Here is a 17,433-nt window from a genome sequence, read left to right on the forward strand (position 1 = left end):
ACACATAAGCAATTAAAATATGAAAAATGGAAATAAAAAAGTATTGATATCAGGAGCGAGCATAGCGGGTCCCACATTAGCTTTCTGGCTGGCCAAATACGGGTTTGACGTAACCGTAGTAGAACGCTCAAAATCACTGAGATTGGGCGGACAGAACCTTGATATAAGGGGGGCAGGCAGGGCAATTGCAAGGATGATGGGAATCGAACAAGAAATCCTGGATGCAAATACCGGAGAAATAGGCCTGCAATTCGTAAACAGGAACAACAAAGTTGAAGCGGCCTTTCCGGCAGATGGACCTGGAAGTTTTACCAGCGAGGCTGAAATCTTAAGGGGAGATTTGGTAAACATACTTTACAACAAAACAAAAGATGATGCTCAGTATATTTTTAGCAAATACATTGAAGCCGTAAATCAGGATAACTCAAATGTTAAAATAACCTATAGCGATGGTAGCACAGATATAACTGATTTACTGATTGTTGCAGAGGGCATTCGATCTACTACAAGACAACTCCTTTTTGGCGAGGAACCAGAAATAAAATTTATGGGACTTTATAATGCGTGGTACACTATACCGAAACAAGATACAGATACGAATTGGGCGCGTTGGTATACTGCAACAGGATCAAGAGTCTTATTGCTCCGCCCGGATAATCATGGTACCACAAGGGCATCATTCAGCTTTCTTTCTGATCACATAGGGTATCAACAATTATCAAACGCGGAACAGAAAAAAATATTAAAAGAAAAACTGTCAGGTATAGGCTGGGAAGAACAACGCCTGAAAAAGGAAATCGAAAAAAATGAAGATGTATACTTTGATGGCATCAGCCAGGTACATGCGCCAAGATGGTTTAATGGCCGCACAGGAATGATTGGCGATGCAGCTTACTGCCCTACTCCCCTCACAGGCATGGGTACCACTTTAGCCATCGTGGGCGCTTATTTATTAGCAGGAGAACTTTCGCAGCATGAAAAACATGAGGATGCATTTGCAGCCTATGAAAAACGCATGCGTCCATTCGTCGAAGATGTTCAGCGCTTGCCGCCAGGAGTTCCATGGCTCGCACATCCAAAATCAAAATTTGGCGTGTCCGTAGTCAATACAGTAGCTGGAATTCTGGCGAGCAATATTGTAAAAAAAATCAGCAAGCTCTTTAGCAGTAAAGAAAAGGATGTCACCAAAGACAAAATAGAATTACCACACTTTAATCACCAATAATTCAGTTACAGCCAATAAATGTGTTGGGCAAAATTCCGGGCTGGTTGTTCTCATAAACTAAATAAAGGTGATCAACTACTAACAACCAGCCCGGATGCATAGAATGAAAGGAAAAGTTACCCTTCAACTGCTGTGCTATTGCAGCTACTCAGCAAATCCTGTTCTTGGTTAATTTACTATAAAATCAATCATCAATATTCCCTTATTCTAGATTAGACTATTAGATTAAGTGGTTAATAAAACTGATTTTACTTCAAAAAGACGGGCAAGATACAGCACTAAGATATTACCTCCTGATGCGGTCAGTAGAAAATGCGATAATGTATTCAGCTCCCGGCAGCACATCTGTAAAAAGACTCGAAACGTTAATCTTCGGCTGCCCCTTAAGATTCAGTATCACACTGGTTGAGAATTCTTCCATAACCTTCGGATCCACTTTAGTAGAAACCGTAGGAGAATAATTTCTTTCAATATCGAGTTTAGACTCTTCACTCACCTGTTGGAGCGTCCAGCTTTCGTAACGGCGTATGCCATTTTCATCATTGGAGTTGTTTAAATGGTATAAAAATACCTTTGCCTGTAAGGCTATGTTTTCATTTTGCATATTATATTTTAAATTGCCTATAGCAATAATTATCCGGACGAATTGTTAATTTGTTATGCCCAGTTTTTTCAGATGAGAAAGGTGCGAGACAAAAGCCTTCAGCATCGTCCGGTGCTCCAGGTAGCAAATATCAAACTCTTTGCAGGTCTCCTTTACAAATTCATTAATTTTAGGATAATGCACATGGCTGATTCCCGGGAACAAGTGGTGCTCCACCTGAAAATTAAGTCCACCGAGAAAAAAGTAGGCCAGTTTGCTCCTGGTAGCAAAGTTTGCCGTGGAAGAGATCTGATGAACTGCCCATTCATTTTGAATCTTTCCATTTATATTTTCCGGAAAAGACGTGCCCTCAACTACATGCGCCAACTGAAAGACAATGCTCAGGGTAAACCCACAAACTACTGCTGCAATGATAAACCCTATAAGTGCTTTTGCAAAGCCCAGCATCAATACCGGGAGTAACAGGTAAATGGATATATAACCTAGTTTGGTAACCCAGAAAATCAGATGCTCCCTGAAATCAATCTTGATTTTTTTTCCATCTCTGCCCATTTTTCCAGAAAAATATTTCTCAAAATCCTGATATAGTACCCATGCGATATAAGACACTCCATACAACAGGATCCAGTAATACTGCTGAAACCTGTGGTGATTTTTTCTCTGCTGTTCTTCATGCATGCGCATAAACTTAATATCGATGTCGTGATCCATACCATCGATATTGGTATAAGTATGGTGATCTATATTGTGCTTTTGTTTCCAGAAATGAATCGTTCCCCCCATAATATTGAGCGAATAAGCTGAAACCGAGTTGATCCACTTATGTTTAGAAAAACTCCCGTGTCCACCTTCATGCATCACATTGAAACCAATGGCCGCCAGGTTCGCCCCGAAAACCGCGCACAATAACACAGCAATGATCCAATGTGGAGAGTAAAATACCAGAATAAAATAAACGGCTATCGCAGATAATATAAGCCCAAGTCCTTTAAAAAAAAGCGCCGGACCACCGTTCCTGCTCTTACCAGTTTGCGAAAAGTAATGGTTTACCTTTGCTTTTAATGATTTGAAAAAAGGAGTGGAACTGGATTCGAAAGATGTTTTTGACATAAGATCTGATTAAACACCTGATCTTTAAGCAAACCAGGAGGATTCCCGTTGCGCGCAAGAACAAAAAGAATGCACCTTTTCGGGTGCGTGTATTTTTAAAACGTAAATATAGGCTTTTTATTGTTCATATATGGATTTAAGTTTATTTTATATAATCACCTGTAAAACAATCAATTAAAAGATATTTAATCATAAAAAAACAAAAAATGGGGCAGTTTCAATATTTTTTTTTCAAAACAAAAAAGCCTAACTATCAAATAGTTAGGCTTAAAATCGTACCCGGAGCCGGAGTCGAACCGGCACGGTTTCCCACAGGTGTTTGAGACCAGCGCGTCTACCAATTCCGCCATCCGGGCATTCGTGTTGGACGGGGTTGCAAATGTAGAAATTGAAAGTTAAAATCCAAAAATTATTTTCAATTAATTCATAACTCTTTTATTGTATGCCACTTGCATTTTCTGGCCGTTCATCTTTCAACTTCCTATCTACAATAAATGGAGCAAAAGGAAGTAATGAAGCCACAAATATTAATAATGCTTTACCAAATTTCCATTTTTGCTCTTGCCAGGCCAATACCAATGTAACGGCATAAAGCACAAATAACAAACCATGTACCCATCCCGTGTATTTTACATACAATGGCATATTTGCGAAGTATTTTAATGGCATGGCTACAAATAATAAAAGCAGATAGGATATTCCTTCGGCTACGGCTACTTTACGAAAAATAGAAAGGGAACTGTTCATTGATCTGATTGTTTGCCTCGAAAGTAAAACAAACCTGGTAGCAAACAAAAACTAAAAAATGATTTGACAATAGAGTGTTTTATAAGGTAGAAGGCAGAAAGGTGGAAAGTTTAGGGTGATAACCGCAAAGTTGACAATTATCTCCAGACCCATTCCATCATCCATTTTCCATCCCACCTCATCCATCTAAAGTCGTTCCCTGATTCTATCTATATATTTCTGGCGGTAAAAATTATCTTTTATGACGGGTAGTAGCGCTTCAGAATTTTCTGGATCCTGATCAAACTGAATTTTTAAGTCTTCCAGCTCGCTCGCTAAATCTTTCTCTATGGTTTCAACATCGCGTTTTACCTGTATCAGTTTTTCTGCATCAGGTTCAAATTCCATATCCATCAAGGCTTCGTTGATATCCATCATTTCCATTAAGAAGTTTTGCGATAACTGATATCCTTCATCTGTTGCTACAATCCCCTTTAATTCCAATACGTATTTTAAGCTCTTTTTAGCATTGCTCAGTGTTTGGTAGGCCTTATTGTTCAAAGTTGATAAATCAAGTACCTCCTGCTGCTTTTCTTCGCTTTCGTTGGCATAAAAATCAGGATGATATTGCTTGCTCAAAGCATAAAACTTTGCTTTCACCGCATTTTGATCAGGCTTGAACTGTATTGGAAGATCGTAAAATTCGAAATAATTTGGCTGTTGTGTTGCTTCGCTCATGATATGTATTAAATTAAAAAGCCGCAGATGTACAGTCTGAATGATCAAATCTGCGCATCTGCGGCAATTATATCAATTTGGTTTTACTTACCGAAAGATTTTAAAATATCATTACCAAAAGCAAACACCATTAAACAAATCAGGATTACAAAGCCTACAATCTGAGCCTTCTCCAGCACTTTTTCGCTTACAGGCTTACGTTGCACCATTTCGATCAATAAAAACACTACGTGGCCTCCATCTAATCCCGGAATAGGCAATAAGTTCATAAATGCCAGGGCCATTGAGATCAGCCCGGTTAAAGTCCAGAATTTAACCCAGTCGAAAGTGCTGCCATATACTTTTGCAATCCCAATAGGGCTGCTGATGTTACGGGCGCTCAATTTACCGGTAATCATTTTTCCAATACCTTTTGCATTATCTACAAAAGTGCTCCAGGCCATGGTTGCGCCAACCGGAAACGACTCAATAAAACCAAAATCAACATGTGCCGTTTCAGGCGTACTTAAGTTAGGAATAATACCGATTGTGCCTTCTTTGCTTACTTTAAGATCGAAAGTAATTTCTTTTCCTTTGCGAAGGGCATTAATGGTAACGGGTTTCAATTTATTTTTAGAAACCTCTTCTTTAAACTGATCGAAGAAAGTGATGGGCTTACCGTTAACGGCTAAAATGCTATCTCCTGGTTTTATACCCGCAGCATAGGCCGGATAAACTGGTTTTTCGAATTTCCTACCAAAAAGCTTGTCAAAAAATGAAGGCTTATCGGCCTTTTCATCAGGTGCACTTACCTTATCAACACTTTGCATCCGGTAACGCGGAGAGATAAAATTTTCTTTATCGTTTTTCGATATTTTGTTTAAAATGGTATCAGGAACCGAGATATAAAGGGTTTTGTTTTCTCTTAGAATCGTTAACTGTGCGCCATCAAATAAAACCTTACTCGATATGGCATCTTCAAAACGGATTAGCTTATTGCCATTGATGGCCAAAATCTTATCTCCATTCTGCAGGCCAATTTCTTTCCCAATCGTTCCAACCGAAATACCATCATTTAATTTACTGTTAACGGTATAGTTTTGGCCAATGTTAAAGGTTAACATCCAAAAGATAAAAATACCAACAATTACGTTTACGATAATACCGCCTAACATCACAATTAAACGTTGCCAGGCTGGTTTAGAGCGAAATTCCCAAGGTTGAGCAGGTTGAGCCATCTGCTCTGTATCCATGCTCTCGTCAATCATTCCTGCAATTTTCACATAACCGCCCAATGGCAGCCATCCTATTCCATATTCAACATCACCTTTTTTGAAACTAAAAAGTTTGAATCCCCAGGCATCAAAAAACAGATAAAACTTTTCTACTTTAATGCCAAATGCCCTGGCTGCTAAAAAATGCCCTAATTCGTGTAATATTACCAATAAAGACAATCCAAGCAGCAGCTGCCCCGCCATAATCAATCCATTCATATTTTCTTATAAAATTTTATGTTAGATGTTAAACTATACTTTTTGTTACTAATTCGCCAGCTAAGATACGGCTATGTTTGTCAGTTTCTAAATAATCGCTCAATTGTGGCTTTTCAATAAAACTGATCTCTTCCATACATTGCTCAATTACCTCACTCATCTGCAGGAAACCGATTTTATCTTTCAAAAATGCCTCCACAACAATTTCATTTGCTGCATTTAAAATACAGGGCATATTCCCTCCTTTTCTTAAGGAAGTAAATGCCAAATCTAAATTCCTGAAGGTTTCCATGTCTGCTTTTAAAAAGCTAAAGTTTGGATATTCCAGAAAGTTAAAACGTTTAAAATTGTTTTTTAGCCTGTCGGGATAATTTAAAGCATACTGAATGGGCAATTTCATATCCGGAACACCCATTTGCGCTTTCATTGAACCATCGGTAAACTGTACAAGCGAGTGTACAATAGATTGTGGATGCACGATGACATCAATCTGATCTACATCAAGGTTAAACAGCCATTTGGCCTCGATTACCTCTAAACCTTTGTTCATTAAAGAAGCAGAGTCGATGGTGATTTTTGCGCCCATTACCCAATTTGGATGTTTTAAGGCCTGCTCTTTTTTTACCGTGGAAAGAAAATCTTTTGTTTTGCCCAAAAATGGTCCGCCGGAAGCAGTGAGGTAAATTTTCTCGATCTCATTTTGCTCCTCTCCCACTAAACACTGGAATATGGCCGAATGCTCTGAATCTACAGGCAAAATCTTCACCTGGTTCTCAATGGCCAATTGGGTAATCAGTTCTCCGGCTACTACCAAAGTTTCTTTATTGGCCAAAGCAATGTTTTTACCCGCTTTTATAGCAGCAATGGTAGGTTTTAACCCTACTGATCCCATTAATGCCGTAAGCACGACATCACTATCAACGTAGGCAGCAACCTGTGCTAAAGCGGCTTCGCCAGCCAAAACTTTAATATCAAGACCAAACAAAGCATTTTTAACTTCGTTATACTTGCCTTCATCACAGATGACTACAATTGCCGGTTTAAATTCCAGCGCTTGTTGAATGAGTAATGCTGAATTCTTTAAGGCAGATAATACAGAAACTTTAAAAACTGTAGGATGATCCCTAACAACTTCAAGTGCTTGTGTACCTACACTTCCCGTAGAACCTAATATGGTTATTCTTTTCAAATCGTTTTAATATCGTTATGCTTAATTATAATTAAACATTTTATTTATTCATTTTACCATCCGCCCACTTCGATTATTCTCCGTTCGAGTCAATCGTCATCTCGACTGAAGCGTAGCGAAATGGAGAGATCTATTCAGGCAGATTTAGCTTTCTCGACTGCGTTCCCGATGTAAAATCGGTACAAGTTGCACTCCTCTCGAAATGACGATACATTGTAAATTGTTATAATAAAAAAGATTGCTTCGTCGTTCCTCCTCGCAATGACGGAGTGCGTTAAACAATATATTTCTCCAATCCATCCGCCACTTTCCTATCATTGCTCAATCTTGGTACTTTATTCTGCCCACCTAACTTTCCTTCACTTTTCATGTAGTTTACAAAGGCATCTTTTTGCAAAGTACGTATTATTAATGGCTGAAGGATGTTGCCCTCAATCAGGTCAAAGTAATAAATATTTTTCTTTTGCAAAGCTTCATCAACCTTTTTACTAAAAGCAGCTAGATCTTTTGGCGCTGATGAAAATTCCACAAACCACTCATGGTAAGGCAATTGACCAGCATCTGGATTAACCTGCGGCGCAACCGTAAATTCTGTAATTTCTACTTTTTCTTCGTTCGCCACACTTAAAATAGCCTGTTCTACCTCTTCTCCTATTACATGTTCACCAAAAGCAGAAATAAAATGTTTAATACGGCCGGTAACTACAATTTTATAAGGATTTTTAGAAACAAATTTAACGGTATCGCCAATACTATAACCCCATAAACCCGCATTCGTATTTAAAATCAATGCATAATTGCTATCGAGTGCTATCTCGCCCAATGATAATCTTGTCGGGTTGTCGTTATAATATTCATCTGCAGGAATAAATTCGTAAAAAATCCCTGCATCAGCTAATAACAACAGTCCTTTATCTTTTTGCGAATCCTGATAAGCAATAAATCCTTCAGAAGCAGGATAAGTTTCAATTGCATCAATTTTTTTGCCAATACTTTGCTCAATTTTGGCGCGGTAAGGTTCGAAATTTACCCCACCATAAATAAACAGACTAAAGTTTTTAAAGATTTCGGCAATTTTCTTCCCTCCCGCTTTTTCAGATAGTTTATCGAAATACATCTGTACCCAGGGTGGAATCCCAGAAATCAATGTCATGTTTTCATTGACCGTCTCCTCCACAATGGCATCAACTTTCTGCTCCCAATCTTCGATAATATTGGTTTCGTAAGAAGGCAAACGATTCTTCTGGAGATAAGCAGGGACATGATGCGCTACAATGCCTGATAAACGCCCCACATTGATTCCATGTTTTACACTCAAAACCGGACTTCCTTGTAAAAAGATCATTTTTCCATTTACAAAATTGGCTTTGCCTGTTTCATTAATATACGTTAAAATGGCATTCCGGGCAGCTTTGATGTGCTCAGGCATCGATTCTTTAGAAAGCGGAATGTATTTTACGCCCGAAGTGGTACCCGATGTTTTGGCAAAATAAAGTGGTTTTCCTTTCCAAAGCACATCAGCTTCGCCTGCCACCACACGATCTATATAAGGTTTTAGTCCCTCATAATCCTGAACCGGAACATGCTTTTTAAAATCAGCGTAATCTTTTATCTCAGCAAAATGATGATCCTTACCGAAAGCAGTATGCCTGGCTTCATCGATAAGCTTTTTCAGCAAATTATTTTGAGCATTTACGGCATTGTGCTTCCATTTGTTGATCTGCCAAACTGCAAATGCGGCAAAGGGTTTACTTAATGCTGCTTTAAGCCCCCAACCCCCTGAAGGGGACTTTTCCCTTCTGCCATTCTTTTCTTTTTCCATAAACTTTAATCTGATTTTTAACTCCCCTTTAGGGGCAGGGGGTTAAACTATATTATGTAAAATATCCGGATGTTCGTCGCCTTTGTATTCTCCCGAAATTTTACGGTAAGCAACTGTTATGGCCACACTTGATAGCGGGACAATAATAAAGGAGCTTAAAATATTCACAACAAAAGCCACAAATGGCCAGTGTAATAAATTAAACAATAAATACACTAAATATCCTCCACCAAGTACCAGTAATAGTAATAAAATTTTGGTGAAATTTCCTTTAGTAATTGCCAGACTTAATTTAATCGACTCAAAGGGGGCTGCGTTCTTATCTATGATAAAAAAGGGGAAAAATGATATCCTTAACCAGGTAATAAATAAAGCAAGAATTGCTATACCAACGGCAATTTGTGTAATTACAATACCTGTTTTTTGAAAGCTTTCTACCCATCCAATTTGGACCAAATAGCGTAAAACAGGATCCAAAATATAAAGCACAGGAAATAAAATCATCCCAATGAAAAGTATGCAACCAACAAAATAAAGTGTTGCGATTAAAAATCGAATGATCTGTTGCCTGGTTGGCAGTGTATCAACAATTTTAACATCACTTTCTTCATCATCCATTAGGTGAAAAATATATTTAAAGAGTGATAAATTGATGGTAAAGTACAAAAACACAAAAACTATAGCCATTACAAAACTTAAGATTTTGCTTACATCTTTAATAAAAAAGGCCATTAAGCTCGATGCGCTTGCGGTGATAAACATCAGAAAGCATAGCGTAGCAATCGAAAAATAGTGTTTCCTGGTAATGCTCCATGCCTTTTGGATTACATCATTAACGGCGAACGTACTTTCTTTTAGATAATTGATCATTGTTGTTTGAATACCACACGTTTAAATAAATCCTGTATAAATCCTAAACCATAAGCGGTTAATTGGATAAATGAAGATATAATGCTCAAAAATGCAACTTTTAACGATTTATTTACTGACCATGAATGAAAAAATATCAACATAAAGTAAATCAATAAGAAGAAGTTACAAACATACGCCAATGGCGGATAGATAAAGTTACACAAAATGGTGAAACCAAAACCCAGTGTGAATAAGGCCGGAAAAAAATGCACCAGCTTTAATTCTTTTGGAAAATGTTTATAAATATTGATCCTGGCCCTACCAAAAAAGTGTAATTGTTTATAAAACTGGCTAAAACTCGTCCGGCGCTTATGGTAAACCTTTGCGTCCGGGATCAAGCCGATTTTGAAACCATTTTCATGGATGCGAATACTGTATTCTATATCTTCTCCCAATCTGGTCAGGATAAAGCCACCTACCTTCTCCCAGGCCTGACGGGAAACGCCCATATTAAAACTGCGTGGGTGGAACTGCCCCACATGCTGTTTGTTTCCACGGATACCGCCAGTGGTGAAAGGCGAAGTCATGGCGTAACTGATGGCCTTTTGCACTGGCGTAAAACTATCATGCGCTGCATCCGGACCGCCGTAAGCATCCAAATGATGTTCGTAAAGGTAATTTCTAACAATTTCAAGATAATCGTCAGGAACAAGGATATCTGAATCAAAAATGATAAAATAATCTCCCTTAGCCCTTTCAAAACCAAAATTACGGGCAAAACCCTGTCCGGCATTCTCCTTGAAATAATATTTTATATCAAGTTTGTCCGCATAACGATCTACAATGGCCTTCGCATCGTTTTTAGAACCATCTTCGATCACTAAAACCTCAAACTGTAAATAAGTTTGTTTAGTTAAGGTGTGCAAAAGCTCGTCAATTTCCTGTGGACGATTGTAAAGGGGGATTATGATGGAGAAAAACATTTTTTGGAGGTTGAAGGTTGAGGGTGTAAAGGTTGAGGGTAAGGGGCGGATGAACCTTCCGCCTTCCCGCCTTCTACCTTAATTCCTTTTCTATCAAATACTGGTTTCTTTCTGGTGCGTTACGCGATAAAAGTTCGGCAATAAAACCTGCCAAAAACATCTGCGAACCGACAACAATGGCCACTAATGATAAATAAAACAAAGGTTGATCCGTTACATCACGGTAAGCTAATCCTTTCCAGATTAGGATCTGTTTTTCTACCAGCACATAAAGCGACATGATAATCCCTAAAAAGAAACTCAACACGCCGAGCGAACCAAAAAAGTGCATCGGGCGTTTACCGAATTTACCAACAAAGAAAATGGAGAGTAAATCTAAAAAGCCATTAATAAACCTGCTAAAGCCAAATTTGGTTGTTCCGTATTTGCGTGCACGGTGTTCTACCACCTGCTCTGCTATTTTACTAAAACCTGCCCATTTAGCTATTACCGGGATATAACGGTGCATTTCGCCATAAACTTCAATGGTTTTGATTACATCGCTGCGGTAAGCTTTTAAGCCACAGTTAAAATCGTTCAGTTCGATACCGCTCATTTTGCGGGTGGCCGCATTGAAGAGTTTAGTAGGGATTGTTTTGGTAATCGGATCGTAACGTTTCTTTTTCCAGCCCGAAATCAGGTCAAGTTTTTCTTCCTTAATACGACGGTATAATTCTGGAATTTCGTCAGGACTATCCTGAAGATCGGCATCCATGGTAATCACTACATCACCTTGTGTAGCTTCGAAGCCTACGTTTAAAGCAGCAGATTTACCGTAGTTACGTCTAAATTTAATGCCTTTTATAGCAGGATTCTGAAGTCTTAATTCTTCTATCACCTCCCACGATCTGTCGGTACTGCCATCATCAACCAAAATAATTTCATAACTGAAATTATTGGCAATCATCACTTTATCAATCCAGGCCGTTAATTCGGGCAGGGATTCATCTTCATTAAATAAGGGTACTACAACTGATATATCCATTTAGTGATTTGAGACTTGAGATTTGAGATTTGAGATTTTCCCAACCAAATCCTGTACAAAATTAAAACGTGCAAATTTCATCAAATTAAATGATAAAACCTGCACGTTCAAAATTTTTGACCTTAATTATAATTTTATGTCTTTAGCTTTTACTTTTATAATTTTCCCCTGATCGGAAAAAACCAAAACGCCATCGTTCTTCGCTTTATAAGCAACCAGTTTTTTGAAAGCCAAGCTAAGTCCTAAACGTATTTTTTCTCTTAACTCGATATTATTATTTTCCATTTGGCAAGAAATTAAATTTTGACCAGGTATTTCTTTCAAAGATAGTTATTTCATTTTTTAAATTTCCTTCAGCGATAAATTGTAAATCGCCATTAGAACTATTGATAATTAACCAGTAATCTGCAACATTGGTAAACTGCTGTAAATTTTGCATACCTTTTATATACCTTCTTCGGATTACGTCTTCAGGAATATCATGTCCACCTTCTAACACTCTGATTTTAACCCGTTCTATAGCGAGCTCTACATCATTTAACCAAAAGAATAAGAGTGTAACCTGATAACCCAGAGATTTGGCTTTTTCAATTGTATTTAAATAAGATTTAGTGGTTAATGTAGTTTCAATGGCAAGGTCTACTTTTTGGTTCAGCAGGTCATCAATTCTGTTTAACATAATCCTACCTGCCTGAATGGCAACACTTGCAGGTTTAAAAGGAGAAATTCCACGGGCAATTTCATCCGCATTAACAAACTCTCCGCAGTTTAACATTTCGGGTAAAACAGTAAAAGATGCTGTTGTTTTACCAGCTCAATTACAACCAGAAATAATATATAAGTTTTGCATTAAGATGTTTGTAAATTAAAAAACGTGCAAGTTTTACCAAATTAAATGATAAAACCTGCACGTTCAAAATTTTATAAAAGAAATTAAGCTTCTTGAGGAAACGAGTCTAATCTTACTGGTTCTTTTTTCTTTAAGATAGCTGAAAGGATTAAGGAAAGAACACCGTACAAGGCTAGTGAAACACCAAAACTTGTAAAAATATTTTTAAAAGTTGGCTCTAATTTCTCTTGCATATTACCTGCTTTAGCCATTGCTTCATCAACCTGCTCTTTAGCCATACCGAATTTTTCCATCATTGCACGTTGTGCATCTTCAATTGCCGCAGCAGCTTTTGCCGGAAGATCTGGATCGATAAACTTCATCAGTATCACATTATAAAGTGTTGCAGTTAAGGCCAGAATAAGCGAAATAATTAAAAAAGCTTTAAAAGCTTCGCCAAAAGTCCAAAAACCACCTATTTCTTTACGGATATTAATTCCTACTACAACGAGTAGCGCTATAAACAATACAAATATGCCTACCTGGGCAAGAAAACTGGTGTAAACTAATACCGGATCAATAAAATGCAGGGTTAACGATAATACTACCGAAACTGCTGCAAGCATAAATCCGTTTTTAAGCGATAATTTGGAAATAAGAGCACTTTTGTCCATAATTTTAAGTTTTAGTTTTAATTATTAATTGTTGTAATTAATATATAAGTAGCAGAATCGAACGATTTGTTACTGCTAAATTGAATTATTTCTTTAGTAGTTTCTGCACTTCCTTCCACATCAAGGAAAAAAGCCATAAATGGCACAAATAATTCCTGCATTTCTTCACTGATATTTAATTTCTCGGCAGTTTTGCAAATTTCTTCTACACTGCTTTCTGCCAGTTGCTGGTTACTGATCAGTTCTTCATAAATTTCGAATTCATCCTGAAACTCATCATCCTCTACCAATAAGAATTCTTTCAGGAAATCGCCCAATTCAGGATCCAGATCTTCATCCTTACACTCTTTAATGTAAAGCAACAGGTTTAACAGCTCAGTACCCCTATCAATTGTTTCTTCTTCAATATTTGCCCATTCGTCGCTTTCCAGATAATCGTCTTCCAGTTTCTGCACATCACTGCTAAAGAAGTTTACCATCAATAAATCGAACAATACTTCACGCAATTCTTCAAATTTTGGATGCACATCGAAAACGGCATCAAAAGCTTCTGCTTTATCTAAAAAGTTAACATCCAGCTCAAAAGCAGCCAATAATTCTGTTTCAAAACCTTCTACATTAATAGCCGAAACTTCAGCATATTGATTAATGGCGGCACTTATCGCTTTTTTTACTCTATTATCCATAGGATCAAGATTTTTAAGATTATAGGATGACAGGATCATTTTTCACAAAAAATCTATCCCCTTAAACCTGTTTTTATTATATAATACTATTTTTTGAACTACTATTTTAGAAAGCCCTGCTGGAAAACCTTCCACCCCCTGCCTTTTAACCTTCTACCTTTTAACTACCTCGCCGAGTATTGATTATTATTATAAACCAACGTTACTTTTCCAGTAAGCTCGGTACCCAATAACGGATTGTTTGCCGATTTAGAATGGTTGCTCGCTGAATTGTACAACCACTTTTCTGTTGTGTTAAAAACAGTAAAGTTAGCTTCAGCACCTTCTTCAATTACCGGAACAGTTAAATTTAATAATTTACGCGGATTAATGGCCAATTTCTCGGCAATTAAAGCAATGTCCAGTCCGGCTTTTAACAATAACGGCAACACGGTTTGCAAAGCAATGATTCCATAATGGGCAATTTCGAATTCAACGTTTTTAAATTCTATTTCCTCCGGACGGTGCTGCGAGGTAATGGCATCAATGGTGCCATCTTTTAAGCCGGCAATTAAGGCTTTTATATCTGCTTTGCCACGTAATGGTGGTTTAACTTTATAATTGCTATCGAAATCGTTTAAAAGTTCTTCGGTAAATACCAGGTGATGTGCGGTAACATCGCAGGAGATCTGTACGCCATCTTTTTTCGCTTTGCGGATTAGCGCTACGGCTCCAGCAGTTGAAATGTTGCTGATGTGGATTTTGGTTTCGTTATAAGAAGCGAGGAAAATATCACGTGCAATGTGCATTTCTTCTGCCAATGCTGGTAAGCCCTTCATACCCAAAAGCACAGAGTTCTTGCTTTCATTAATCTGCGATTTGCCTGCAATCGATTTATTTTCCGGATAAACCATTAATAATGCATCAAAACCCTTGGCGTATTGTAATGCACGGCTCATAAAACCATCATCCTGCAAGGCTTTATCGCCATCAGAGAAGGCTACTGCACCAGCCTGCTGCATATCGAACAGTTCGGCAAGTTCTTTTGCTTCTCGGTTCTGGCTAATGGCACCAACAGGTAAAACATCAACCAGGTTATTTTTTGCCCTGTTGATAATATATTCTACCTGAGATTTTGACTGCACAACTGGGTTGGTTTGTGGCAATAATGCCAAACCTGTAAATCCACCTGCTTTTGCCGTTTCGGTAAGCGTTTGGATATCTTCCTTGGTTTCGAAACCCGGATCGCCGGCTACGCAGTTTAAATCGAAAAAACCCGGCGTTAAAAAAGCGCCCTGAGCATCGAATGTAGTTTCGCTTTTATCGGCAGTTAATTTACCTATGTTTTTAATTGTACCATTTTCAATCCGAACATCGCATTGTTGGTTGTTAAATTTACTCTGCGGATCGGCAATGGTTACATTTTTAACCAGGAGATTCATATTGTTCTTTTTGTGTTGTTAAAAAATCGGATGAGCAAAATTTCTGCTGCAATAAAAATCAGCGACAAAATTAGACAAAGTTTCCATAATGTTTGTCCGATTTTATTGGCGCCGGCAATTAATTTAACGGCATCCTTATCGGTATCGAATATTTTCAGGTTGCTTTTACCTGCTAATTGCGCTAATTCTGCTTTGCTTAAATAATGCATATCAGATTCTGTCCTGCCACTATTGAAACTATAAACAGCGAGTAACGAATCGGCAAGATTTAAGTTGTAAAAACCTGCATTTTTAACTTGATCGGCAATATAGATCAAGGTTTTTCCATCTGCCTGACGGATTTCCGGAATGGCTTCGAAATGATCGGCCGAAATTTTTAAGGTCTGGTTTTTACCTATAGTAATTTTTTTACCGGCCAACGCATTATCATTGCCCAAATTGTAATACAATGGGGTTTCATTTCCGCCGCTTAGTGCCAAACGGTAAATTAATGGAACAAAAACCGGGTGACGGGCCAGATTACCATCATTTGTATTTAAACCAGAAGCAGATAAAAATACCTGGCCATTACCTACACCATATTTGGAGAAAAAAGATTTCCTGCCGGGCAATAACATGATATCTTCTTTATTTGAAGTATTTTTTTCTACAAAGGAATAATAGCGTGTAACTGTTGGAAGATCTAAATTTTTAGGAATTTCCTCAAAAACAGTCTTAAAAATAGGGTTTTGAAGGTCAATCTGATCTACCTTGGTTGCTGTAGTATTGAGCGACTGGATTGCTGGTAGTGATAGTGCGTTTAAAAATGAGTTGTACGTTTGGATATCGGCATCCAAATCAGGAAAAAGTACTAAGCTTCCGCCTGCATTCAGATAGGTTTTAAGCTGTTGTGCCAAACCGGTTGAAGGGCTTTTCAAGCCATTTAACACAATGAGGCCGAAATTGGCGAAATTGCTATAATTCATATTGCTTTCGGCGTTCTCGGTAAGTTTGTAGTAGGTATCAGCTGCAAATAAGGCTTTAATGTAATTGCCGGTATTAGATCCGTTAATACTTAAAACCGGAAAATTTTGATCTACTTTAAAACTAAATGAAAGCGTATCATCAAAGGTTACCGGAAAATCCTTAATGGTGATAATCCCCTTTTGCCATCCAGCGGTGAGGCCAGAGAAGTTTAAAGTATCTTTCACTGTTTTTCCTGCAGGAATGGTTACGGCCCCCAAGCCTTTTTGCTGGTTGTTGATGCTAAGCTTTAAGGGAATATTTTTGGCTTCTTCTTCAGAATAATTCTTTAACTGCACCACTAAACGCTCATTTGCGCCGGGCTGGTGGTTTGGCGAAAGTACCCAAACGCTATCTACCGCAACATTGGGCAAGATATTGGCATTCAATTTCAAAAATGAATATTGTATATCGGGTTTGGTTTCGAGTTTGCTGGTGGTAGAAATATTTTTCTGGAAATCGGATATCAAAAAACTGTATTTGTTTTCTGCTCCTGTTAAAATGTTACCCTGCCTGTTCAAGATCTGTTGAAGATTACGGTTTGCAGCAGAAATTTTCACATCATCTAAAGCTTTCAAAAACGCCTCTTCATTTAATAAACGCTGGTGTTTTCCTTCGAAATCGTTCGTTAAAAGCTGGAAACGATCGTTAATACCGAAACCTTTAACGAGTTCTTTTGCCCTGCGTTTGGCTTCATCGAGCAGGTTACCATCTTTATTAATGGCTTCCATGCTGTAAGAATTATCTATATAAATACTTACCACGTTGCTTAAAGCAGTCGTTTTTTTGTTATGCTCTGGAATGTAAGGCTGGGCAAATGCCAGCACCAGAAAGATAATTGCTAAAATCCGCGACAAGAGAATCAGCAGGTTTTTAAGCTTTTCTTTCGATGAGTTTTGTTGTTCTACTTCTTTTAAAAGCTGAACATTAGAGAAATAGATCTTTTTAAATTTCCTGAAATTGAACAAATGAATGATAACCGGGATGGCAACCGATATTAGTGCAAAAAGAAAGCCCGGATAAAGGAAATTCATTAAAAACCAAAGATAGAAAAATTATGGAATTGGGTATAACAA

Annotated in this window: 17 protein-coding genes and 1 tRNA gene; 1 reads left to right on the forward strand and 17 read right to left on the reverse strand. The window is 37.9% G+C overall.

Annotated elements, in window-relative coordinates:
* The first annotated feature begins 19 nt into the window (after nt 1–19).
* Nucleotides 20–1,225, forward strand: a complete 1,206-nt coding sequence (locus U859_RS0109070) for an FAD-dependent monooxygenase (RefSeq protein WP_025143072.1) — start codon at nt 20–22, stop codon at nt 1,223–1,225.
* A gap of 286 nt (nt 1,226–1,511) precedes the next feature.
* On the opposite strand, the gene U859_RS0109080 is transcribed toward U859_RS0109070, so the two are convergent.
* The 17 genes from U859_RS0109080 to U859_RS0109160 form a co-directional block, all read right to left on the reverse strand.
* Nucleotides 1,512–1,829: a hypothetical protein gene (locus tag U859_RS0109080; protein WP_025143073.1), complete on the reverse strand. Its 318-nt coding sequence runs from the start codon at nt 1,827–1,829 to the stop codon at nt 1,512–1,514.
* A 45-nt stretch (nt 1,830–1,874) separates the two neighbouring features.
* Nucleotides 1,875–2,939 (reverse strand): fatty acid desaturase family protein, encoded by a 1,065-nt coding sequence (locus tag U859_RS0109085; protein WP_025143074.1) that lies wholly within the window; start codon nt 2,937–2,939, stop codon nt 1,875–1,877.
* A 276-nt stretch (nt 2,940–3,215) separates the two neighbouring features.
* A tRNA-Leu gene (locus tag U859_RS0109090) sits at nt 3,216–3,295 on the reverse strand.
* A gap of 79 nt (nt 3,296–3,374) precedes the next feature.
* Entirely contained in the window at nt 3,375–3,686 is a 312-nt protein-coding gene (locus tag U859_RS0109095) for a DUF3817 domain-containing protein (RefSeq protein WP_025143075.1), read from the reverse strand.
* Between the two features lie 186 nt (nt 3,687–3,872).
* On the reverse strand, nt 3,873–4,403 hold the full coding sequence (locus U859_RS0109100) for an iron-sulfur cluster co-chaperone HscB C-terminal domain-containing protein (RefSeq protein WP_029985599.1): 531 nt from the start codon (nt 4,401–4,403) through the stop codon (nt 3,873–3,875).
* A gap of 83 nt (nt 4,404–4,486) precedes the next feature.
* Nucleotides 4,487–5,875, reverse strand: a complete 1,389-nt coding sequence (gene rseP, locus U859_RS0109105; RefSeq protein WP_025143076.1) for an RIP metalloprotease RseP — start codon at nt 5,873–5,875, stop codon at nt 4,487–4,489.
* 28 nt (nt 5,876–5,903) lie between these two features.
* Entirely contained in the window at nt 5,904–7,064 is a 1,161-nt protein-coding gene (locus U859_RS0109110; RefSeq protein WP_025143077.1) for a 1-deoxy-D-xylulose-5-phosphate reductoisomerase, read from the reverse strand.
* 274 nt (nt 7,065–7,338) lie between these two features.
* Complete coding sequence (locus U859_RS0109115; RefSeq protein ID WP_025143078.1) at nt 7,339–8,886, reverse strand: GH3 auxin-responsive promoter family protein; 1,548 nt, start codon at nt 8,884–8,886, stop codon at nt 7,339–7,341.
* A 42-nt stretch (nt 8,887–8,928) separates the two neighbouring features.
* Entirely contained in the window at nt 8,929–9,504 is a 576-nt protein-coding gene (locus tag U859_RS0109120) for a hypothetical protein (RefSeq protein ID WP_240183031.1), read from the reverse strand.
* Between the two features lie 248 nt (nt 9,505–9,752).
* The gene (locus U859_RS0109125; protein WP_025143080.1) at nt 9,753–10,721 is read right to left on the reverse strand and encodes a glycosyltransferase; all 969 of its coding nucleotides are present in this window, start codon (nt 10,719–10,721) and stop codon (nt 9,753–9,755) included.
* A 73-nt stretch (nt 10,722–10,794) separates the two neighbouring features.
* On the reverse strand, nt 10,795–11,745 hold the full coding sequence (locus U859_RS0109130) for a glycosyltransferase family 2 protein (RefSeq protein WP_025143081.1): 951 nt from the start codon (nt 11,743–11,745) through the stop codon (nt 10,795–10,797).
* Nucleotides 11,746–11,871: 126 nt separating this feature from the next.
* Complete coding sequence (locus U859_RS32170) at nt 11,872–12,030, reverse strand: hypothetical protein (protein ID WP_205314380.1); 159 nt, start codon at nt 12,028–12,030, stop codon at nt 11,872–11,874.
* The gene (locus U859_RS30330; protein ID WP_240183032.1) at nt 12,020–12,520 is read right to left on the reverse strand and encodes a zeta toxin family protein; all 501 of its coding nucleotides are present in this window, start codon (nt 12,518–12,520) and stop codon (nt 12,020–12,022) included. The genes U859_RS32170 and U859_RS30330 overlap by 11 nt, the downstream gene beginning before the upstream one ends.
* 158 nt (nt 12,521–12,678) lie before the next feature.
* Complete coding sequence (locus U859_RS0109145; protein ID WP_025143082.1) at nt 12,679–13,248, reverse strand: DUF4199 domain-containing protein; 570 nt, start codon at nt 13,246–13,248, stop codon at nt 12,679–12,681.
* Between the two features lie 17 nt (nt 13,249–13,265).
* Nucleotides 13,266–13,934 (reverse strand): hypothetical protein, encoded by a 669-nt coding sequence (locus tag U859_RS0109150; protein WP_025143083.1) that lies wholly within the window; start codon nt 13,932–13,934, stop codon nt 13,266–13,268.
* A 164-nt stretch (nt 13,935–14,098) separates the two neighbouring features.
* Nucleotides 14,099–15,355 carry a dihydroorotase gene (locus tag U859_RS0109155; RefSeq protein WP_025143084.1) on the reverse strand — a complete coding sequence of 419 codons (1,257 nt, stop codon included), beginning with the start codon at nt 15,353–15,355 and terminating at the stop codon, nt 14,099–14,101.
* Nucleotides 15,352–17,391: a BatA domain-containing protein gene (locus tag U859_RS0109160; protein ID WP_025143085.1), complete on the reverse strand. Its 2,040-nt coding sequence runs from the start codon at nt 17,389–17,391 to the stop codon at nt 15,352–15,354. The genes U859_RS0109155 and U859_RS0109160 overlap by 4 nt, the downstream gene beginning before the upstream one ends.
* Nucleotides 17,392–17,433: the final 42 nt, after the last annotated feature.

Origin of the sequence: Pedobacter jeongneungensis, from assembly GCF_000633455.1 — a bacterium.
Classification (GTDB): Bacteria; Bacteroidota; Bacteroidia; order Sphingobacteriales; family Sphingobacteriaceae; genus Pedobacter; species Pedobacter jeongneungensis_A.